The 21,733-nt window shown below is 28.6% G+C and carries 18 protein-coding genes and 1 pseudogene; 18 read left to right on the top strand and 1 reads right to left on the bottom strand.

What is annotated here, in order from left to right; genetic code table 11:
* Positions 1 to 33 precede the first annotated feature (33 nt).
* Together FNZ64_RS08485 and FNZ64_RS08480 are read left to right on the top strand one after the other, a co-directional pair.
* Positions 34 to 813, top strand: a complete 780-nt coding sequence (locus FNZ64_RS08485) for an N-acetylmuramoyl-L-alanine amidase (RefSeq protein WP_142414377.1) — start codon at positions 34 to 36, stop codon at positions 811 to 813.
* A 511-nt stretch (positions 814 to 1,324) separates the two neighbouring features.
* Positions 1,325 to 2,290: a thermonuclease family protein gene (locus tag FNZ64_RS08480; RefSeq protein ID WP_142414376.1), complete on the top strand. Its 966-nt coding sequence runs from the start codon at positions 1,325 to 1,327 to the stop codon at positions 2,288 to 2,290.
* 87 nt (positions 2,291 to 2,377) lie between these two features.
* On the opposite strand, the gene FNZ64_RS08475 is transcribed toward FNZ64_RS08480, so the two are convergent.
* Complete coding sequence (locus tag FNZ64_RS08475) at positions 2,378 to 2,869, bottom strand: helix-turn-helix domain-containing protein (RefSeq protein ID WP_185903727.1); 492 nt, start codon at positions 2,867 to 2,869, stop codon at positions 2,378 to 2,380.
* Between FNZ64_RS08475 and FNZ64_RS15115 the strand changes: the two are divergent.
* The 16 genes and pseudogenes from FNZ64_RS15115 to FNZ64_RS08400 all read left to right on the top strand — a co-directional run.
* A pseudogene (locus tag FNZ64_RS15115) lies at positions 2,824 to 2,940 on the top strand (ATP-binding protein); the annotation flags it as partial. The gene FNZ64_RS08475 and the pseudogene FNZ64_RS15115 sit on opposite strands and share 46 nt — an antisense overlap.
* 27 nt (positions 2,941 to 2,967) lie before the next feature.
* The gene (locus FNZ64_RS08470) at positions 2,968 to 3,336 is read left to right on the top strand and encodes a magnesium chelatase subunit ChlI family protein (protein WP_142414374.1); all 369 of its coding nucleotides are present in this window, start codon (positions 2,968 to 2,970) and stop codon (positions 3,334 to 3,336) included.
* A gap of 148 nt (positions 3,337 to 3,484) precedes the next feature.
* Complete coding sequence (dprA, locus tag FNZ64_RS08465; RefSeq protein ID WP_185903726.1) at positions 3,485 to 4,570, top strand: DNA-processing protein DprA; 1,086 nt, start codon at positions 3,485 to 3,487, stop codon at positions 4,568 to 4,570.
* A 34-nt stretch (positions 4,571 to 4,604) separates the two neighbouring features.
* Entirely contained in the window at positions 4,605 to 6,668 is a 2,064-nt protein-coding gene (gene topA / locus FNZ64_RS08460; protein ID WP_142414372.1) for a type I DNA topoisomerase, read from the top strand.
* Between the two features lie 265 nt (positions 6,669 to 6,933).
* Positions 6,934 to 7,707: a GTP-sensing pleiotropic transcriptional regulator CodY gene (gene codY, locus FNZ64_RS08455; RefSeq protein ID WP_142414371.1), complete on the top strand. Its 774-nt coding sequence runs from the start codon at positions 6,934 to 6,936 to the stop codon at positions 7,705 to 7,707.
* A gap of 206 nt (positions 7,708 to 7,913) precedes the next feature.
* Entirely contained in the window at positions 7,914 to 8,615 is a 702-nt protein-coding gene (gene rpsB / locus FNZ64_RS08450; RefSeq protein WP_142414370.1) for a 30S ribosomal protein S2, read from the top strand.
* 57 nt (positions 8,616 to 8,672) lie between these two features.
* Complete coding sequence (tsf, locus tag FNZ64_RS08445; RefSeq protein ID WP_142414369.1) at positions 8,673 to 9,593, top strand: translation elongation factor Ts; 921 nt, start codon at positions 8,673 to 8,675, stop codon at positions 9,591 to 9,593.
* 101 nt (positions 9,594 to 9,694) lie between these two features.
* Positions 9,695 to 10,405, top strand: coding sequence for a UMP kinase (gene pyrH / locus FNZ64_RS08440; RefSeq protein WP_142414368.1), 711 nt, complete (start codon positions 9,695 to 9,697; stop codon positions 10,403 to 10,405).
* Positions 10,406 to 10,426: 21 nt separating this feature from the next.
* Positions 10,427 to 10,984 (top strand): ribosome recycling factor, encoded by a 558-nt coding sequence (gene frr / locus FNZ64_RS08435; RefSeq protein WP_142414367.1) that lies wholly within the window; start codon positions 10,427 to 10,429, stop codon positions 10,982 to 10,984.
* A gap of 161 nt (positions 10,985 to 11,145) precedes the next feature.
* Positions 11,146 to 11,892 (top strand): isoprenyl transferase, encoded by a 747-nt coding sequence (locus tag FNZ64_RS08430; RefSeq protein WP_243129248.1) that lies wholly within the window; start codon positions 11,146 to 11,148, stop codon positions 11,890 to 11,892.
* Positions 11,893 to 11,894: 2 nt separating this feature from the next.
* Positions 11,895 to 12,698 (top strand): phosphatidate cytidylyltransferase, encoded by an 804-nt coding sequence (locus FNZ64_RS08425; RefSeq protein ID WP_142414365.1) that lies wholly within the window; start codon positions 11,895 to 11,897, stop codon positions 12,696 to 12,698.
* 156 nt (positions 12,699 to 12,854) lie between these two features.
* Entirely contained in the window at positions 12,855 to 13,823 is a 969-nt protein-coding gene (locus FNZ64_RS08420) for an AI-2E family transporter (protein WP_279233267.1), read from the top strand.
* Between the two features lie 12 nt (positions 13,824 to 13,835).
* Complete coding sequence (gene dxr, locus FNZ64_RS08415; RefSeq protein ID WP_142414363.1) at positions 13,836 to 15,011, top strand: 1-deoxy-D-xylulose-5-phosphate reductoisomerase; 1,176 nt, start codon at positions 13,836 to 13,838, stop codon at positions 15,009 to 15,011.
* 9 nt (positions 15,012 to 15,020) lie between these two features.
* A complete protein-coding gene (rseP, locus tag FNZ64_RS08410) occupies positions 15,021 to 16,022 on the top strand; it encodes an RIP metalloprotease RseP (RefSeq protein ID WP_142414617.1) in 1,002 nt (333 codons plus the stop codon).
* 17 nt (positions 16,023 to 16,039) lie between these two features.
* On the top strand, positions 16,040 to 17,089 hold the full coding sequence (gene ispG / locus FNZ64_RS08405) for a flavodoxin-dependent (E)-4-hydroxy-3-methylbut-2-enyl-diphosphate synthase (RefSeq protein WP_279233271.1): 1,050 nt from the start codon (positions 16,040 to 16,042) through the stop codon (positions 17,087 to 17,089).
* A 203-nt stretch (positions 17,090 to 17,292) separates the two neighbouring features.
* Entirely contained in the window at positions 17,293 to 21,624 is a 4,332-nt protein-coding gene (locus FNZ64_RS08400; RefSeq protein WP_142414361.1) for a PolC-type DNA polymerase III, read from the top strand.
* Positions 21,625 to 21,733: the final 109 nt, after the last annotated feature.

Below are 21,733 nucleotides of genomic sequence, written 5' to 3'. Positions count from 1 at the left end.
TCTTTTTTAAATTAAATTTTTAGGAGGTATTTTATGAGTACATTTAATATAAATACAGGACACACTTTAACAGGTGGAGATATAGGAGCACGAGGAATTAATGGATTAAAAGAAGAAGTATTAACTAGAGAATTAGGAATAGAAATAGATAAAGAATTAAAAAGCAGAGGACATAAGGCTAATATGTGCAGAGTGGATCATGCTAATAGCTTAACTGATAGTTTAAATAAACAAGTAGCTTTATGCAATTCAGTAAATGCAGATTTAAACATAGTAATTCACTTTAATAAATGTTCTGGTGGTAATGGTTCAGAGATTTATACTTATGGTGGAAAGTATTTAGTTGAAGCAGATAGAGTTCTAAAGGAATTAAATAAATTAGGATTTAGGAATAGGGGGATTAAAGACCAAAACTTAGCTTTAACCAAAAGAACTAAAGCTAAAACAATATATATAGAAGTATGCTTTATAGATTCACCAAAAGATGTTGCAATACTAAATAAGTACGGCATGAGTGGAATAGCTAAAGCTATAGTAAATGGCGTGCTAGGAACAACTTCTAATGTAGCAGTTACTAATAATACTATTAAGCCTACTACTAATAATGATTGGATTAACCTAGACGGTAAAGTAGGATATATAAATACTCCATCTGGTGTAAATGTTAGAGAAGGAAAATCAACTTCTAGTAAAATATTAGGAACATTAGCTAATGGGGCAAAAGTTAATCTATTTAGACAAGAAGGAGATTGGATTCATATATATTTTAAACCTCATGGAGGATATATCTATAGTAAATATGTAAAGTATTAAAAAGTAAAAATAATGCACTCATAATGAAGGATTAGAGGAGACTTTTTAACTTTACTAAACCTTTTCTATTAAGAACTAAGAACAATTCAATATAAACTAAAATATAAGGTTTTAGTGAATTAAAGAACAAAATTTAAAATAATCATATAAGATATAAAATAAGACATAAACAGAACATACAATATATGCTATTAATGGTATAATTAAATTGTCAGATACGATCCCTTAAAATATATAGGTTTTTATACACTAAGAAAATATACATTAATAAAAAGGTAGTTGCAGTTTATACTGAAGCTACCTTTTTTTAATTTTTTGTATAAAACTTTTTATATTGGGCATGCTATATATATGTAGAGAAAATTTTTTCATAACTCCTAAAGGTAGTCATGGCTTAGGTCGTGGCTATTTTTTTATTTTGTCATATTTTAGGAAGTTATGTAGAAAATATTGCATTATTTAATTAAAAGTTTACAATTATGGTTGTAGTAAATAATGAGGAGGGATTATCATGGGGAAAAGAAATAAATTTTCATCATTGTTATTAGCTATTTTTGTGACTTTTTCTATATTTTTAGGTGGTTGTAGTGAAAATAATACTGTTAGCACAAATAAAAATGTGGAACAAAAAACAGAAGCGCAAAAGTTAGATGACCAAAACAAGAAAGAAGAACAGAAGAAGAAAGAAGAGCAAAAAAAGAAAGATGAAGAATCAAAAAAAATTAAAGAAGAAAAGAAAAATAAACTTTCAGAATTTAATTTAGTTGAAGCAAAAGTAAAAAGGGTTGTAGATGGAGATACGATTGAACTAGAGGATGGTAAAAAAGTTAGACTTATAGGTGTCAATACGCCTGAGTCCACAACTAAACATGAACCATATGGAAAAGAAGCATCTAACTATACTAAATCTGAACTAGAAGGAAAGACCGTCTATTTGGAAAAGGATGTTTCTGAAACTGATAAATATGGAAGGTTATTAAGATATATTTGGACTGATATACCTAAGGATAAAAGTGAAACAGAAATAAGAGCAAAAATGTTCAATGCATTATTAGTATTAAATGGATTTGCTCAACAAAGTACATATCCACCAGATGTTAAATATCAAAACTACTTTGGTAAATATGCTACTGAAGCTAGAAATAATAACAAAGGTTTATGGGCAATAAATCCTAATGGAACTACAAAGGGTGACAATAATAAGGTAGCTAAATCAAACAATAGCAAAAATAAGAATACCGCTAATGTAAGTTCAAATTCATCAACTAAAAGTAAATCCAATGTAGTATCTAATCAGAAACCTAAAGTTCAAAATACACCACAACAGAAGCCACAAGGTCAAATGGTATGGTTGTCAGCCACAGGCAGCAAGTATCATAGTAAGCCTAACTGTGGGAAGATGAATGCTAATAAAGCTAGACAAGTTCCACTTTCAGACGCTCAAAAGAGTTATTCACCTTGTAGTAAATGCTTTTAATAGAGAATGCAGATTATAAGAAACTATATAAAAATTTAAATAATTATAGCCACCAATACGGTGGCTTTTTTATAACTAAAATACAATTTATAATTTTTTTCTACATATTATATATAATTTATTTATATACTTTTTTAAGATATCCATATTCTTTTTACTAGGGGTTACAAGATCTCTTTCCCACTTTTCTAATGATCTATATCCAACACCTAATATTTGAGCAAACTCCTTTCTACCATATCCTAAAAAAAGCCTACATTTATATATACGTTCTCCTAATGTATTTTCTTCAAGGGAGTCATAATTTCCTAAATACCAAAAATCTTTATCTAATACACTTTCTAGTTTCTTTAAAGTAGCAAGTGTAGGAGTACTCTTATTTGTCTCGATATTATGAATTTGCGTTTCTGTTAAATTAGATTGAATAGAAACTTGTTTTATGGTTAAACTTTTAGATAATCTTGCTTCATGTATTCTATTATAAGCATTAGAAGCACTATTTTTTTTAACATTATATGATTTTTTAATATTAAATTTATAGTACATATTATCTAAGTAGTTACTTTCATGGTTGTCCATGTGGTAATTTTCTATCTCAAAAGGAATGTACCTGTACAAGAGAAGAAAGACGAAGGTATTTAAATAAACTCTCTGCCCCATTTTTAGATAGAATAGATATGTATGTAAGTGTACCAAATCTCTCCTTTAATAAATTTAGGGATTCCCATAATGAATCATCTAAAATTATTAAGGAAAGAGTATTAATAGCAAGGGAAATACAAAAAAGAAGATTTAAAGATAATAAGATTTATACTAACGCTTCTATTAGTTCTCCACTTTTAAAAAAGTATTGCAAATTAAACATAAAAGAAGAGGAATTTTTAGAAAGCATGTTCAAGAAATATTCTCTCAGTGGTAGGGCTTATATCAGGATTCTTAAGATATCTAGGACTATAGCTGATTTGCAAGGTAAAGAAAATATTGATAAACAAGATTTAATAGAAGCCTTTAGCTATAGAAACTTTTTAAAAGAGGATATAATATAAAAAGTTTTTTTACTTTAGAATAAATTTTTATTTACATTTAAGTTTATAAATTCTTATCTAAGTACATGGCAATCTATACTTCACTTAAAAAAGATAAGAGTAGTAAATGAGAGGTCCTAATATAAAGCAATATAGAGGAGTGTATGGATTGAATAAATATGCGATATGGTTTTCTATGGTGGAACTTTCCCCTATAAATAAGTATACTATAATAAAAAACTTTAGTAGTTTTAAAGAGTTATGGGATTTTATATATGAAGATGGATTTAAAAAATCTTCATATATAAAAGAAAGATTAATTGACAAATTTAAAGCTGCATATGATAAAGAAAAAATAGATAAAATTGAAGAAATAATTTTTAAAGAAAACATTGGAATTACTACTATCTTTGATGATAATTATCCTGAAAAACTAAGAGATATTGTAGATCCACCATGTGTGTTATATTATAAAGGAAGTTTAGATAGTATTAATCATAAATCTGTTAGTGTAGTTGGAGCTAGAGAGTGTACTTTATATGGAGAAAATGTAACAAAAGAAATATGCAAAATATTAACCCAAAATAGTATAAATATAATATCAGGTCTAGCAAAGGGAGTAGATAGTATTGCACACAGGGTATGCACTAAAAAGAAAAACTATACCTGTGGTGTTTTAGGATGTGGTATAAATAATATATATCCAAAAGAAAATAAGGGATTATATAAAGAAGTGGAAAATTACGGAGTTATAATTTCGGAATATGTTCCTAATACTAGACCTAATGCTTGGAATTTTCCTATAAGAAATAGGATTATAAGTGGGCTTTCTGATCTTTTAATAATAGTTGAAGCATCAGGTAAAAGCGGTTCACTTATAACGGCGAATTTAGCCTTAGAACAAGGAAAGGAGGTTATGGCAGTTCCTGGTTCTATATTTTCCAGATACAGTATAGGAACTAATGACCTTATAAAAGATGGTGCACATATATTTACCAATTCAAAAGATTTATATGAATTATTAAATATAGAAGAAAAAAGTATTAAAAATTTTAAAAATAATGTTAATTTTACTAAAGAACAAAGTGAAATATTTGGGGTTTTAACTGATAGACCTATGCATATTGATGATATATCTAAATTAACTAATATTGACATAGAGTGTTTACATGGGTTATTATTTGAAATGCAGGTATTTTCAAAAGTAAAATGTATATGTGGAAATTATTATGTAAAAATTGAAGAATTAGCTTAATAAAGAGTATTGAAATGTTAATGGAGGGGAGATAATGGGACAAAAGTTAGTAATAGTTGAGTCACCAACAAAGGTAAAAACTATAAAGAAGTATTTAGGTAGTAACTATGTTGTTGAAGCAACTATGGGTCATGTAAGGGATTTACCTAAGAGTCAATTGGGTGTTGATATAGAAAACGACTATGAACCAAAATATATTACAATTAGAGGGAAGGGGGAAGTTTTAGATAAGTTAAGAAAACAGGCTAAAAAATCAGATAAGATATATCTTGCAACTGACCCTGATAGGGAAGGAGAAGCTATTTCTTGGCATTTATCTAAAGCACTAAAATTACAAGAAGAAGAAACTTGTAGGATTGAATTTAATGAAATTACAAAGACTGCTGTTAAAAATGCAATTAAAAATCCTAGAAAAATAAATGAAAGTTTAGTGGATGCACAACAAGCTAGAAGAATTTTAGATAGGTTGGTTGGCTATGAGATAAGCCCTATACTTTGGAGAAAAGTTAAATGGGGATTAAGTGCAGGTAGAGTTCAATCTGTTGCTTTAAAAATAATATGTGATAGAGAAAAGGAAATAGAAGCATTTATACCAGAGGAATACTGGACAGTTGAGTGTATTCTAAAGAATAAAAAAAATGAAGAGTTAAATTTTAAACTAGTAAATTATAATGGGGAAAAGATCTCTATTAAAAACGGGGAAGAGTGCAATAAAATAATTCAAGATTTAAAAAGCAACAATTTTTTTGTGAATAGCATAAAACAAACAAAGAAAGAAAAATCACCTCTTGCTCCTTTTACAACCAGTACTATGCAACAGGAAGCATATAAGAAATTGGGGTTTTCAACATATAAAACTATGTCTGTGGCTCAAAGTCTTTATGAAGGCGTGGATATAAAAAAAATAGGCACTGTAGGATTAATAACTTATATGAGAACTGATTCAGTAAGAGTTTCAAAAGAAGCAAAAGATATGAGCAAAAATTACATAATTGATTCATTTGGAAAGGAATATATCCCAGATAAAGAAAGAGAGTTTAAAAGTAAAAAGGATAGTCAAGATGCTCATGAAGCTATTAGACCTACTAATTTACAGTTAGTACCTTCAGATATTAAAGAAAGCTTAAAGCCAGAACAGTATAAGTTATACAAATTAATATGGGAGAGATTTGTAGCAAGCCAGATGTCTAATTGTGTCTATGAAAGCACTTCAATAGATGTATTAAATGGTGAATACACCTTAAGGACTACAGGTAACAGAATTTTATTTGATGGGTTTACCAAATTGTATGATAGTAGTATAGATACTGATAATAAAATTCTTCCACCTATAGTTGAAAATGAAGAACTAAATTATAAAGATGTTTTAGGCAAACAACATTTTACCCAACCACCAGCTAGGTTTTCAGAAGCTACATTGATAAAAACAATGGAGGAAAATGGTATTGGCCGTCCTAGCACATATGCCCCAACTATAAGTACGTTGTTAGGTAGACAGTATGTAGAAAGGGATAAAAAAACTCTAAAGGCAACTGAACTTGGAGTAATTGTAAACGATATTGTAAGTGAGCACTTCAATGATATAGTAGACGTAGAATTTACTGCAAGTATGGAGGAGAAACTTGACAAAATTGAGGAAGGCAAACTTGGTTGGAGGAAGGTAATAGATGAATTCTTTATTCCTTTTAAGAAAACTATAGAAATTGCTGAAAATGAAATAGCCAAAATAACCATAGAAGATGAAGTGACGGATATAAAATGTGATAAATGTGGTAAATTTATGGTTATAAAGAGAGGTAGGTATGGTAATTTTTTAGCATGTCCTGGATATCCGGATTGTAAAAATACCAAACCTATAGTAGAGGAACTAGATGTTAAGTGTCCCTTATGTGAAGGTAATGTATTGGTTAGAAAAAGTAAAAAGGGAAGGAAATTCTATGGATGCAGTAATTATCCTGAATGCAATTTTGTAAGTTGGTATGAACCTACGGAAGAAAAATGCCCAAAATGCACTTCTATATTAGTGAAAAGAAGCTCAAAATCTAAGGGAGACTATTTACAGTGTATTAGTAAGGAATGTGGATATAAAAGTAAATAGTAATTTTTAACGTATTATTAACAAAGTTTTTACATTTTTATTAAAACTTATTAATAATACGTGTTCTATTTATAATAATTTTAAATAGAACACGTAAATAAATTAAAAAAATGTCGAAACAATAACAATTAGTTATTGAAATAGTAGATTCATTATGATATTATATATAAGGATAAGGGATAATTCTAAAAATTTAAAATTTTTATTATATTTTGAAAACTTTGTATTTTACAAAACGATAAACAACTTAAGGAGGATATAATTAATGTCTATTTTAAATAAAACTAGAATGTTAAATAAGATTTTACAGAAAACAGGAAATGAACCAGTTTCATTTTCAGATATATGTACATTATTAAGTGAGGTTTTAGAGTGTAATGTGTACATAATAAGTAGAAAGGGAAAAATTTTAGGATATAATTTTTCCAGCAATTTTGAGTGTGATATAGTAAAGGACGAAGTTGTAGACAAACTTAGATTTCCTGAAGATTATAACAGTAAATTGATGACAATTGAAGGAACTAAAGAAAACTTAACTAGTAAAGGGAATTGTGTATTTAAAGATAAAAAGTTATGCGAATTAGATAATAAAATAACAACTATAGTTCCTATTATAGGAAATAGAGAAAGATTAGGAACTTTGCTACTTGCTAGATTTGATAAACCTTTTACAGAGGATGATTTAGTTTTAGCAGAATATAGTGCAACAATTGTTGGGATGGAAATATTAAGATCTAAAAACGAAGAGATGGAAGAAGAAGCAAGGAAAAAAGCTATAGTTCAACTTGCTATAGGCACTTTATCTTACTCTGAATTAGAAGCAGTAGAACACATATTTAATGAGTTAGAAGGAACAGAAGGATTATTAGTAGCATCTAAAATTGCAGATAAAGTAGGTATCACAAGATCTGTAATAGTAAATGCTCTTAGAAAGTTTGAAAGTGCAGGAGTAATAGAGTCTAGATCCCTAGGCATGAAAGGTACTCACATAAAGATTTTAAATGAAAAATTATTAGAAGAGTTAGATAAAATAAAATAGTTTGGTAATAATATTTTCAGGATGAATTTCATCCTGTTTTTTAATGTTGTAAAAATCATAAATTTATATTGAATAGAACTGTACCTTGTGATATAATACATAAAGTATGAATTACACACACTATCCAATTTATAAAACAGGGTCCTATGTTTAGGCGTTTTATAAAGGTGAAGGTAGTGGAGGAAAAAACCAGGAGGTATTAAATTATGGCAGTTATTAGTATGAAACAATTATTAGAAGCAGGTGTACACTTTGGACACCAAACTAGAAGATGGAACCCTAAGATGGCTCCTTATATTTTCACAGAAAGAAATGGAATATACATAATCGATCTACAAAAAACTGTAAAAAAAGTAGATCAAGCTTATGATTTCATTAAATCAGTATCTGCTGAAGGTAAAGATGTATTATTTGTTGGTACAAAAAAACAAGCACAAGAAGCTGTTGATGTAGAATCAAGAAGAGCAGGAATGCATTTCGTAAACAACAGATGGTTAGGTGGAATGTTAACTAACTTTAATACAATTAAATCAAGAATAGCTAGATTAGAAGAGATAGAAAAAATGGAGGAAGATGGAGTTTTTGAAGTTCTTCCAAAAAAAGAAGTTACATTACTTAAGAACGAAGCTGAAAAGCTTGAGAAAAACTTAGGTGGAATAAGAAATATGAACGTAGAAAATATTGGTGCTATGTTTGTTATAGATCCAAGAAAAGAAAAAAATGCTGTATCTGAAGCTAAAATTCTTGGTATACCAGTAGTATCTATAGTAGATACTAATTGTGATCCAGATGATGTTGATTATGTAATTCCAGGTAATGATGATGCTATAAGAGCTGTAAAATTAATCACAGCTAGAATGGCAGATGCCATTATTGAAGGCAGACAAGGTGAACAATTAGCTGAATAATATTATTAGTAGTTTTTGTAACAATAATTGTTCAATTATCATTAAGGAGGAATTTAAATGATTAGTGCAAGTATGGTAAAAGAGCTTAGAGAGTCTACTGGTGCAGGTATGATGGACTGTAAAAAGGCTTTAACAGAATCTAATGGAGACATGGAAGCTGCTGTAGAATTATTAAGAAAAAAAGGTTTAGCTGCAGCTGCTAAAAAAGCTGGAAGAGTTGCATCAGAAGGTTTAGTTCAAACTTTTATATCTGAGGATAACAAAAGTGCTTCTATCGTAGAAGTAAACTGTGAAACAGACTTTGTTGCAGCAAATGAAGATTTTATAAAACTTGTTAATGATGTTGCTAAACAAGCATGTGTATCTTCAGCAACTTCTGTAGAAGAGTTATTAGAAGAGAAATATATGGAAGATCAATCTATATCTTTAAAAGATGCTGTTACTGCTTTAATAGCTAAGCTTGGAGAAAATATGTCCGTAAGAAGATTCGAAAGATTCTCCGTAGAAAATGGAGCATTAAATAGCTATATACATGGAGCAGGAAAAATAGGGGTAATGGTAGAATTAGGATGTGAAACTTCATCTTCTGATCTTTGTGAAATTGCAAAGGAAGTTGCAATGCAAGTTGCTGCTACTAATCCATTATTCTTAGATAGAGATGCAGTAGACAATGAAAGTTTAGAAAAAGAAAAAGAAATTTTCAGGGTTCAAGCTAAAAATGAAGGAAAACCTGATAATATAATAGAAAAAATGGTTATGGGAAGAATAAATAAATATTACAAAGAAAACTGCTTAATTGAGCAAGTTTGGGTTAAAAATCCTGACCTAACTATAGAAAAGTACTTAAATGAAGAATCTAAGAAAATAGGTTCAACTATAAAAATCAACAAGTTTGTGAGATTTGAAAGAGGCGAAGGTATCGAGAAAAAAGAAGAAAACTTTGCTGAAGAAGTAGCAAAACAAATGGGTGGTAAATAAAATTAAAGAGAACACGCCGTGTTCTCTTTTTTTAAAATATAACTCTAAATATTAGAAAAATCTATTTGTTAGTAAAATTCTCTTTGGAGGTATAATATTATATGGAAACAGCAAAGTATAAAAGAGTAATGCTTAAGTTATCAGGTGAAGCTTTATCAGGTGAAAAAGGATTTGGAATTGATTTTAATATTGTAAAATGCATTTCAAGTCAAATAAAAGAGTTAGTTGAAATGGGAGTTCAATGTGGCATGGTTGTTGGTGGCGGCAATATATGGAGAGGTAGAAATGGAGAAGATATGGATAGAGCCACAGCTGATTATATGGGAATGATGGCTACTTGTATTAATGCATTAGCTCTTCAAGATTCTTTAGAATCTATGGGCATTCCAACAAGAGTACAAACAGCTATTGAAATGAAAGAAGTAGCAGAACCATATATCAGACGAAAAGCTATGCGACATTTGGAAAAAGGTAGAGTTGTTATTTTTGCTGCTGGTATCGGAAACCCTTATTTTTCTACAGATACCACCGCAGCTTTAAGAGCCGCAGAAATAGAAGCTGAGATTATATTGCTTGCTAAGAATGTAGACGGTGTATATAATAAAGACCCAAGAAAATTTGATGATGCTAAAAAGTATTCTTCATTATCATATATTGAAATCTTAGAAAAAGGATTACAAGTTATGGATTCTACTGCAACATCATTATGTATGGACAATAATATACCAATACTTGTTTTCGGACTTGATAAGCCGGAGAATATTATAAGTGCTGTTTGCGGAAAACAAATAGGAACTATTGTTAAAAAATAAATATACGGGGGTAATAAATTTATGGTATCTGATATTTTAAAAAATGCTAAAGAAAAAATGAATAAATCTGTTTTAGTATTAAAAGAAGAACTAGCTAGTATGAAAGCTGGAAGAGCTAACCCTAAAATGCTTGAAAAGATAGAAGTTGAGTATTATGGTACTTTAACTTCAATTACTCAGTTAGCTAATATATCTGTACCAGAAGGAAGAATACTTTTAATTCAACCATACGATAAGTCTTCAATAAAAGAAATTGAAAAAGCTATTTTAAAATCTGATTTAGGTTTAAACCCTTCAAGTGATGGCACAGCTATAAGACTTATTATTCCTGAACTTACTGAAGAAACTAGAAAAAATTTAGTTAAATCTATAAAAAAATCTGGTGAAGATGCTAAAATAGCAATAAGATCTATAAGACGTGAAGCTAATGATAAAATTAAAAATTTAAAGAAAGATAATGATTTACCAGAAGATCAAGCTAAAGCCTTAGAAGAAAAAGTTCAAAAAGAAACTGATAATTTTGTTATAGAAATTGATAAATTAGTAATTGAAAAAGAAAAAGAAATTATGACAGTTTAAATTATAAACCTGCTTTTGCAGGTTTATTTAATAAATAAAAAATATATTTATTTATTTTTTATTTGGTATTATAATATAAACTATGCTCTACATATTAAATTTTTAGGAGAGTGGCAGCAAAAGTGAAGAATTTTTTTAATATATTTAGATCAAAAAACAATATAAGAAACATAAAAGAAAACTCTGATAAAAAAACTTTAGATCTAAATAATATACCAAAGCATATAGCAATTATAATGGATGGAAATGGTAGATGGGCTAAGGAAAGAAATATGCCAAGAACTTTTGGGCATAAAGCAGGAGTTGAAACCATAAGAGATATTGTTAAAGAGTGTAGTTATCTTGGAGTTAAGTATTTAACTCTATATGCTTTTTCAACGGAAAATTGGAAAAGACCTAAAGATGAAGTAAACACGCTTATGAATTTATTACTTAGTTATTTAAAAAATGAATTTGATGAACTTCATGAAAATAATGTTATAATAAATAGTATAGGTGATACTTCTTATTTACCTAAGTCTTGTAGAGAAGAGCTGGAGTCTGCATATAAAAAGACTAAAAACAATACTGGATTAACTTTGAATTTAGCTTTAAACTATGGTGGAAGAGATGAAATAATAAGTTCTATAAAAAAACTATATAAAGATGTTGAAAATAATAAATTAAATATATCAGATGTAAACGGAGATATATTTGAAAATTATTTAGATACTAAGGGGATGAATGATCCTGAAATAATTATTAGGACTAGTGGTGAACAACGATTAAGTAATTTTCTATTGTGGCAAAGCTCCTATTCAGAGTTATGGTTTACGGATACTCTATGGCCTGATTTTACTAAGGAAGAGCTTAGAAGTGCAATAAAAGATTATCAGGGTAGAGAAAGAAGATTTGGAGGAATAAAGTAATTATGAATTCAGTTTACGACAGATATTTAGGGGTTCTCGTATTACTTCCTTTAGCAATATTTTTATTTGTAGGGGGAGACTATTTAAGATTTTTAATTTTAATTTTATCTTTAATTGGTTTGCATGAGTTTTACAGTATTCTAAAAGAGAAAAATTATTATACTTTTAATTATTTAGCATACTCATTTACAATAATTTATTTTTTTTATTTAAATAAAATGTCAATTGATCATTTTTTATTTATACTTATATTATTTACTTGTATATGTTTAAGTATTCCAGTATTTAATTTAAAGCATAATTTTATTGAATCAGCGTTAACCATATTTGGCTTTTTATATGTTCCACTCCTATTTAGCTTAATACCTAAGATAGAGTTCAAAGAAATTGGTTCCTATTTTGTATGGCTTGTTTTTATATGTTCTTGGGGCAGTGATACTTTTGCATATTATGCTGGTAAATTTCTAGGTAAAACTAAACTATGTCCTAAGGTTAGTCCTAAAAAAACTATAGAAGGTGCCATTGGTGGCCTTATAGGAAGTGTTTTAGGATGTTCTTTATTTGGAATTATAATATATAACTTTGGTGTTCATATAAACTTATATCACTATTTATTAATAGGGCTAATAGGGGGAATTTTAAGTCAGATTGGTGACTTAGCTGCTTCTATAATAAAAAGATATTTAAGTGTAAAAGATTATGGCAGTATAATTCCAGGGCATGGTGGTATATTAGATAGGTTTGATAGTATACTTTTTGTTTCAGGAGTAGTATATTTTTATATAACTTTTATAATAGGACTATAGTAGGTATAAAGAGAGTTTAAGGATTTTTAATCTTGAAACCCTCTTTTTTAATTAATTTTTAAATTACTATATAAAGGTTTTATTATATGTATTAATAATATATAATTATATAGGTGAATATAATTATACAGTAAAATAATTTTAAGGGAGAATCTTTTGTTTAAAAAGTATAAAAATATAATATTTATAATTCTGCTATTTATTTTATTGTGTTTTATGTCTATAATTATATCTAAATATTTCCAAGCTTTTTTAATAGCTATTTTCTTGATTATATTAACTAAACCTATATATGCTTTATTAAGTAAAGTTAGTTTTTTTAATAAAAGCTTTAATGCTCTAATTAGTCTATTTTTAATAAATTTATTTTTTATATATATTGTTCTTAGGTTAGGAAACACTTTACTTGAGAATTTAGCTTTAATAGAAGAAGGTTTTTATTATATTATAAGGTTATATAAAAAGATATATATAAGTATTTTAAGTAAATGGCAATCTATTTCTTTCTTAGTGAATGCTATTGATATTAATGATACTACTATATTTAGCAAGGCGACTCTGACTCATGGGGCAAGAAATACTACAACATTTTTATTTTCATACTTTATTGGAAATATAATAAGCTATTTTATTTTAGTAGATGAAGATATAATATTAAATTTTTTAAAAAAATTTTTTACAAATACTCTTTTAAGTGTATTTTATAAAAGTTTAAAAGTTTTAAGAGAAGTTTTTTTTATAGAAATAAAGCTTATGATTATTTCTACAATAATAATTACTATAGGTTTTTATATTTTTTCTATAAATCATTTTATATCTTTAGGTATTCTATGTGGTATTTTAGATATTTTACCTTATGTAGGTACTATATTTATATTTATCCCTTTGATATTATATAAAATAGTTTTAAAGGAATATATAAGAGCTATAGGTCTTATAGCTCTTTATTTATTTATTTTAATAATAAGACAGGTTTTAGAAACTAAATATGTTAGTAAAAATCTTAAAATACATCCCTTAGCTGTATTAGTCTCAGTATATATATTTGTAAAATTCACTGGAATAGTTGGAGTTTTTCTTGGCCCAATTTATATAATTATGGCTAAAGAAATATTAGATTTATAAGGAGAGATAATTTTGAAAAATATAAGTATTTTAGGTGCTACGGGTTCTATAGGGCTTCAGGCCCTCGATGTTATAAGAAAAGAAAAAGAAAACTTTAATTTAATAGGGATTAGCGCAAATACTAATGTAGATAAAATTATTGAAATAATAGAAGAGTTTAATCCTAGATATGTAGCAATGATGTCAGAAAGGGCTGCTTTAGAAATAAAAGAATATTGTGGCATAAATTCTAAGGATACAGAGATACTAAGTGGTATGGAGGGATTAATTACCATAGCTACAATTCCAGAAGTTAATATAGTCTTAACTTCTGTTGTTGGAATGATAGGGCTTAAGCCTACTATAGAGGCTATAAGGCATAAAAAAGATATAGCTCTTGCTAATAAAGAAACTTTAGTAGTAGCAGGTGACATAGTAATGAATAAAGCAGAAAGATATGGAGTTAAAATTTTACCTGTAGATTCTGAACACGGTGCTATTTTTCAATGTTTAAATGGGGAGAAGAAGGAAGATATAAGTAGAATTCTTCTTACAGCTTCTGGTGGGCCATTTAGAGGCAAGACCATAGAAGATTTAAAAAACATATCACCTAAAGAGGCCTTAAGACACCCCAAGTGGAATATGGGAAAAAAAATAAGTATAGATTCAGCTACATTAATGAATAAAGGACTTGAAGTTATTGAAGCTCATTATTTATTTGGAGTTGATTATGATAAAATTGAAGTAGTTGTTCACCCTGAAAGCATAGTACATTCTATGATAGAACTTAAGGATAGCAGCATTATAGCTCAATTAGCGTGTACAGACATGAGATTACCAATTCAATATGCATTAAATTATCCACATAGGCAAAATAGATTAGTACCTAAACTAGATTTATTTAAGATTGGATCACTAAACTTCTTTAAACCAGATATGGATACTTTTAAATGCTTAAAGTTAGCTTTTGAAGCTGGTAAAAAAGGAGGCAATGCACCTGTAATCTTAAATGCTGCTAATGAAGTAGGGGTAGATTTATTTTTAAAAGAAAAAATTAGTTTTTTACACATAGGAGATATAATTGAAAGTTCATTGGAGAAATTTGAATATAAAAGTAAGGTTTCTATAGATGAGATAATTCATACAGACTTAGAAGTAAGAAAATACATAAAAAATAAATTTTATGATTTAAATGAAAGGAGATATTAAATGACAGTTATATATGTAATTGCTGCCATACTAGCTTTTAGTATCTTGGTAATTGGTCATGAACTTGGGCATTTTATTGCGGCAAAGTTAAACGGAGTTAAAGTTGAAGAATTTTCTTTAGGCATGGGTCCTAAACTATTTAGTATAAAGGGCAAAGAGACTGAATATCTAATAAAAGCTGCACCTATTGGTGGGTATGTAAAGATGTTAGGGGAAGATGACGAGGTACAAGATGAAAAAGCCTTTTCAAGTAAAAGTCCTCTACAAAAACTTAGTATAGTAACAGCAGGTCCTATAATGAATATAATTATGGCTATAATTTTCTTTGCTATAACTAGTAGAAGTATAGGATATTTTACACCTAAAATCTCTGAAGTTATAGATAATTCACCTGCTATGGTAGCTGGTATAAAACCTGGAGATGAAATAATTAAATTTAACAATGAAAAAATTTCATCTTGGAATGATTTTTTAATGAAAATGCAGGATGTTAAAGGAGAAAAAATTAATATTTCTGTTTTAAGAGATAATAGGGAACTTAGTTTTTATATACTACCACATAAGAAGGATAATAGATATGCAATCGGAGTAGCTCCTACCCACCTTACTCCAACTGGAACTAAAGCAATTAAAAGTGGATTTGATCAAACTTTAGATACTACAAAACAAACTTTTTCTTTTTTCAAAACATTGTTTAAAGGAAAGTTAAAAAAGGACGATGTAGGAGGTCCTATTACTATAATGAAGGTATCTGTAAAAACTGCCTCCATGGGATTAACTAATTTAATTTATTTTATGGCTCTATTAAGCGTTCAATTGGCCATATTTAACATAATACCTTTCCCAGCATTGGATGGTGGATGGATATTTATACTGTTATTAGAAATAATAACAGGTAAGAAATTTGATGATAATAAAATTGGAATACTTAATTATATAGGGTTTATTATTTTAATATCATTAATGATATTAGTTACAATAAAGGATATTGTAAGTCCTATAAAACTATAGGGGTGATTTTTAGGATGATTAATAGAAGAAAAACTAAGGAAGTTAAAGTTGGAAATATAATGCTTGGTGGAGATAACCCCATAGCAGTTCAATCTATGACTAATACAGATACAAGAGATATAGAAAAAACTATAGAACAAATTAAAGAGCTTGAAAGTGTAAAGTGTGATATAGTGCGCTGTGCAGTTCCAGATAAAGTTGCAGCAGAAGCCATAAAAGATATCGTAAGTGCTGTAAATATCCCTGTGGTAGCAGATATACATTTTGATTATAGATTAGCATTAAAATCTATAGAAAATGGTGTTTCTGCGGTTAGAATAAATCCTGGAAACATTGGAAATGAAGAGAGAATCCGTGAAGTTGTTGAAGCTGCAAAACATAATAATATACCTATAAGAATAGGGGTTAATTCAGGTTCTCTAGAAAAAGATATATTAGAAAAATATGGAGCTCCTACTGCAGAGGCTTTGGTGGAAAGTGCTTTAAAAAATATAGAATTATTAGAAAAATATAGTTTTCATGATATTGTAATATCCATAAAATCTTCTGATGTATTTAAAACTATTAAGGGTTATAGGCTTCTTTCAAGTGAAGTAGATTATCCTCTTCACTTAGGAGTTACAGAAGCAGGAACCATATTCTCCGGTACTGTTAAATCTTCTGTAGGCATAGGAACTCTTCTTTCTGAAGGTATTGGGGATACTTTAAGAGTTTCTTTAACAGGGGATGTAAAGGAAGAAATAAAAGTAGGAAGAGAAATATTAAAGTCCCTAGGTTATATAAATGAAGGTATAAAATTTGTGTCATGTCCTACTTGCGGAAGAACACAAATAAATTTAATTAAAATAGCAGAGGAAGTAGAAAAGAGACTAAAAGACGTAAATAAAAATATAAAAGTTGCTGTTATGGGCTGTGCTGTTAATGGACCAGGAGAAGCAAGGGATGCAGATATAGGTATAGCAGGTGGTAATGGTGAAGGACTTATATTTAAAAAAGGTGTTATAATAAAAAAAGTTAAAGAAGAAAACTTAATTGAAGAACTTATAAATGAAGTAAATAAGTTTTAATACTAATGGCTATGAACTTCATAGCCATTGTTCATTTGAATATAACTTATCTAATGTCTATCGCCCTAAATTTTATGTGTTTTAATACTATTATAAGGGTGATTATGACCCTGGATAATGTTTTCTAAGCTTCATATCAATAATATAGCTTTTTTATAAAATTTAAAAGGAAGCTGAAGATAACTTTATAAGGAGGTAAGAAATTGGATATTGTACAGGTTTTAAAAGAAAATTTAAGAGAAGATGATTTTTTAAAACTTAAAGATTTTAAGTTTTTGAAAGTTCAATATTATAAAGCCTTTAACAAATTAAAACTTATTTTAAAAGGAAAAAATTCACTTGAGTCCAATCTTCAAGAGAATATAAAAAATATATTAAAAGATTTTTTTCAATGCTTTGATGATATTGAAATTATGCTATATAAGGATATTTCTGATATTACTCTAGAAGAAGTTTCAAGACAGTACTGGATAGAGTTGGTACAGAATATTTCTGAAACTATACCTCTTTGTAAAGAGTGTCTTTTAAACTCTAAAAAAGTTATAGATGGTGAGAATTTAAATATATATTACGGAAATAGCTTTGTGTGTAAGTTTTTAAAGGAAAAAGACATAGAAAAGACACTTAAAACACATATTAAAGAAATATTTGGACTTCAATGTGAGGTTTATCTAGAATATATAGAGGAACTAAATGACGATAGTTATTTTAATAAAAAAGAAAAAGAAAACTTTATGCTTCTTAAGGAAGCTCTAGATAATAAGCCTTCTTTAGTAAATAAAAATATACATACAAAACAGGAGTATAAGAAAACTCAAACATTATCTAAGGAAAATGATGTGAGTAATCAGATTTTAGGAAAGAATATAAATGAAGAGCCTATAGCTATAAGTGAAGTAAATTTAGATCTAGATAAGGCTTGTATTGAGGGAGATTTATTTAAACTCGAAATAAAAGAAACAAAAACTGGTAAAATACTTTTTGTGTTTAATCTAACAGATTATACAAGTTCCATAACATTAAAGTGTTTTCCAAATAAAAACTCTATAGATAAAATGAAGGAAGAATTAAAAGTTGGTGAACATTACAAGATAAAAGGTGATATTAGGTATGATAAATTTATAAATGAAAATATAATTTTTGCTCAAGACATAATAAAATTAGAAAAGATAGAAAAATTAGACCTATGTGAAGAAAAAAGAGTAGAACTTCACCTACATACTAATATGAGTGCTATGGATGGGATTACTCCTACTAAAAAGTTAGTAGAAAGAGCAGCTAAATGGGGACATAAGGCCATCGCCATAACAGATCATGGTGTTGCACAAGCATTTCCAGAGGCTATGGATGCAAGCAAAAAGTATAATATTAAAGTCATCTATGGAGTAGAAGCTTATCTTGTTGATGATGGAACTCCAATTATAATAGGCGGAGAAAATAGAACTATTGAAGATGAATTTATAGTTTTTGATATTGAGACCACAGGTTTTTCAAGTGAAAATGATAAAATAATTGAAATTGGCGCTGTAAAAATAAAAGAGGGAGTTATAATAGATAATTTTAATAATTTTGTAAATCCTAAAATTTCCATACCTTACAATATAACAGAACTTACAGGAATAACTAATGATATGGTTAGATCTGAAGATGGTATAGAAATAGTACTACCAAAGTTCCTGGATTTTATAAAAGACTCTGTATTGGTTGCACATAATGCAAGCTTTGATACATCTTTTATAAAAAAGAATTGTAGGGATTTAAATTTGAAGTTAAATAACCCAATTATGGATACTATTCCTCTAAGTAAATTTTTATACCCTGAATTAAAACGTTTTAAATTAAATGTTGTTGCAAAACATCTTAATATATCACTTGAAAATCATCATAGGGCTGTAGATGATGCTAAAGCAACTGGAGAGATACTAATTAAGTCTTTTGAAAAGTTAAGAGAAAACGAAATACTAACTATGAAGGAATTAAATAAGGCATTTTTAAACAATTTTAATGTAAAATCAGCTAATACTAATCATCTTATAATTTTATGTAAAAATCAAATAGGTTTAAAAAATCTTTATAAATTAATTTCTTTCTCAAATTTAGATCACTTTCATAAAAAACCTCGTATGCCTAAAAGCTTAATTGAGCAATACAGAGAGGGACTTATAATTGGTTCAGCTTGTGAAGCGGGCCAAGTTTATAGAGAAATCTTAAATGGAAAAACCTATGAAGAGATTAAAGATATAATAGAGTTTTATGATTATCTTGAAATACAACCTATAGGAAATAACAAATTTTTAATAGAGAATGGTAATGTAAAAGATGAAGAAGAGCTAAAAAGTATAAACCGAAAGATATGTGAAATTGGTAGAAAGTCAAATCTTCCTGTGGTAGCTACTGGTGATGTTCATTTTTTAGATCCTAAGGATGAAATTTACAGGAGAATTTTAATGGCTGGGCAGGGATTTAATGATGCAGATAATCAACCTCCACTATATTTTAAAACTACAGAAGAAATGCTAAAAGAATTTAGTTATTTAGGTGAAGAGCTTTGCAAAGAGGTAGTTATAACTACCCCTAATCTAATTGCTGATTCCATTGAGAATGTAAAGCCAATTCCTGAAGAAACCTTTACTCCTAAAATAGAGGGGTCAGAAGAGGAAATAAGAAATATGACTATGGAAAAAGCCTATTCCATATATGGCTCTCCTCTTCCTGAGGTTGTACAAAAAAGATTAGATAAAGAGCTAAATTCTATTATAAATAATGGATATGCTGTTCTTTATTTAATTGCTCATAAGTTAGTTGCTAAATCTATAAATGATGGATATCTTGTAGGTTCTAGAGGGTCTGTTGGCTCATCTTTTGTTGCTACTATGTGTGACATTACAGAGGTAAATGGATTACCTCCACATTATGTATGTGGTAAATGTAAGTATAATGAGTTTATATTAGATGGATCTGTTGGTTCGGGAGTTGATATGGAAGATAAAAATTGCCCAAAGTGTGGGCAGTTACTTCATAAAGATGGTTTTGACATACCCTTTGAAACATTCCTAGGGTTTGAAGGAGATAAAGAACCCGATATAGATCTTAATTTCTCTGGAGATAATCAAGGGGAAATACATAAGTATACAGAGGTTTTATTTGGTGAAGGACATACTTTTAAAGCTGGTACCATAGGAACAATTGCAGATAAAACCGCTTATGGATTTGTAAAAAAGTATCTAGAGGAAAGAGGCAAAAAAGTTACAAATGCTGAAATTGAAAGATTAACAGTTGGTTGTACCGGGGTTAAAAGAACTACAGGACAGCATCCTGGTGGCATAATGGTTGTACCTAGCGATAATGAAATTTTTAATTTTTGCCCTATACAACATCCAGCAGATGATTCACAGTCTGATATTATAACTACCCACTTTGATTATCATTCAATAAGTGGAAGGTTATTAAAGCTAGATATTCTAGGTCACGATGACCCTACTGTACTCAGGATGTTGAAAGATATAACAGGTGTAGATCCTAAATCGGTACCTTTGGATGATGAGGCTGTACTTAGTCTTTTTACTTCTACAGAGGCTTTAGGTATAAGTAAAGAAGACCTAGGATGCGAAGTAGGCACTTATGGTCTTCCTGAGTTTGGAACAAAATTTGTAAGACAAATGCTATTAGATACAAGTCCAAAGACATTTTCAGACCTTGTGAGAATATCTGGACTTTCCCATGGTACAGATGTTTGGATTAATAATGCTCAGTATTATATTAAAGAAGGATATACAACATTAAAAGATTGTATTGCTACAAGAGACGATATAATGGTCTATCTAATATATAAAGGCCTTCCACCTAAAATAGCTTTTACTATAATGGAAAAGGTTAGAAAGGGTAAGGGGCTTACAGAAGAGCATGAAAATATTATGAAAGAACATGATGTACCAAATTGGTATATAGAATCTTGTAAGAAAATTAAATATATGTTTCCTAAGGGGCATGCTGTTGCCTATGTTATGATGGCTATTAGAATAGCTTATTTTAAAGTTCACTATCCTAGAGCATATTATGCTTCATATCTTACAGTAAGAGGAAATGATTTTGATGGTGAACTTATAATAAAAGGTGAAGAAGTCATTTTAAATAAAATGAATGAACTTTATGCTGAAGGAAATAACATAAGTGTAAAGGATAAGGGGCTACTTACAACACTTGAAATATGTTATGAAATGTATAAAAGAGGTATAAAATTTTTACCAACAGATATTTATAAATCAGATTCTACTAAATTTACTTTAGAAGGTGATTCTATAAGAATGCCACTTAGTGCACTTCAAGGTGTTGGAAAAAATGCTGCCAAAAGTATTGAAAATAGTAGAAAGGATGGAGAATTTATTTCAAAGGAAGATTTAAGAAATAGGGCAAAAGTAACTAAAACTGTTATAGAAGCTCTAGATAAACATGGTTGTCTAAAGAATCTTCCTGATACAAATCAACTTTCATTTTTCACAGGTGAAATTGGTATTATACAGAAGTTTAGCACTTAAAAAATTTTTAGGACGATAGTCCGTTGATTTATAATGTTTTATGAGTGAGTATTAATAAATGTGTTAATTCCGATTTTTACTGGAAATTATATAGAAAAAATTTGCATAA

This window comes from Hathewaya massiliensis (genome assembly GCF_902143515.1).
GTDB lineage: Bacteria > Bacillota > Clostridia > Clostridiales > Clostridiaceae > Hathewaya > Hathewaya massiliensis.
Note: the sequence above shows the minus strand (reverse complement) of the source record. Positions and strands in the feature narration are given on the sequence as shown.

What these genes read in the sequence shown, in the direction of transcription:
- FNZ64_RS08485 (WP_142414377.1), top strand. Translation starts at nt 34, where the DNA reads ATGAGTACATTTAATATAAATACAGGACACACTTTAACAGGTGGAGAT.
- rpsB (WP_142414370.1), top strand. Translation starts at nt 7,914, where the DNA reads ATGGCAGTTATTAGTATGAAACAATTATTAGAAGCAGGTGTACACTTT.
- FNZ64_RS08470 (WP_142414374.1), top strand. Translation starts at nt 2,968, where the DNA reads ATGTATGTAAGTGTACCAAATCTCTCCTTTAATAAATTTAGGGATTCC.
- FNZ64_RS08425 (WP_142414365.1), top strand. Translation starts at nt 11,895, where the DNA reads ATGAATTCAGTTTACGACAGATATTTAGGGGTTCTCGTATTACTTCCT.
- codY (WP_142414371.1), top strand. Translation starts at nt 6,934, where the DNA reads ATGTCTATTTTAAATAAAACTAGAATGTTAAATAAGATTTTACAGAAA.
- frr (WP_142414367.1), top strand. Translation starts at nt 10,427, where the DNA reads ATGGTATCTGATATTTTAAAAAATGCTAAAGAAAAAATGAATAAATCT.
- pyrH (WP_142414368.1), top strand. Translation starts at nt 9,695, where the DNA reads ATGGAAACAGCAAAGTATAAAAGAGTAATGCTTAAGTTATCAGGTGAA.
- tsf (WP_142414369.1), top strand. Translation starts at nt 8,673, where the DNA reads ATGATTAGTGCAAGTATGGTAAAAGAGCTTAGAGAGTCTACTGGTGCA.
- FNZ64_RS08480 (WP_142414376.1), top strand. Translation starts at nt 1,325, where the DNA reads ATGGGGAAAAGAAATAAATTTTCATCATTGTTATTAGCTATTTTTGTG.
- topA (WP_142414372.1), top strand. Translation starts at nt 4,605, where the DNA reads ATGGGACAAAAGTTAGTAATAGTTGAGTCACCAACAAAGGTAAAAACT.
- FNZ64_RS08475 (WP_185903727.1), bottom strand. Translation starts at nt 2,869, where the DNA reads ATGGACAACCATGAAAGTAACTACTTAGATAATATGTACTATAAATTT.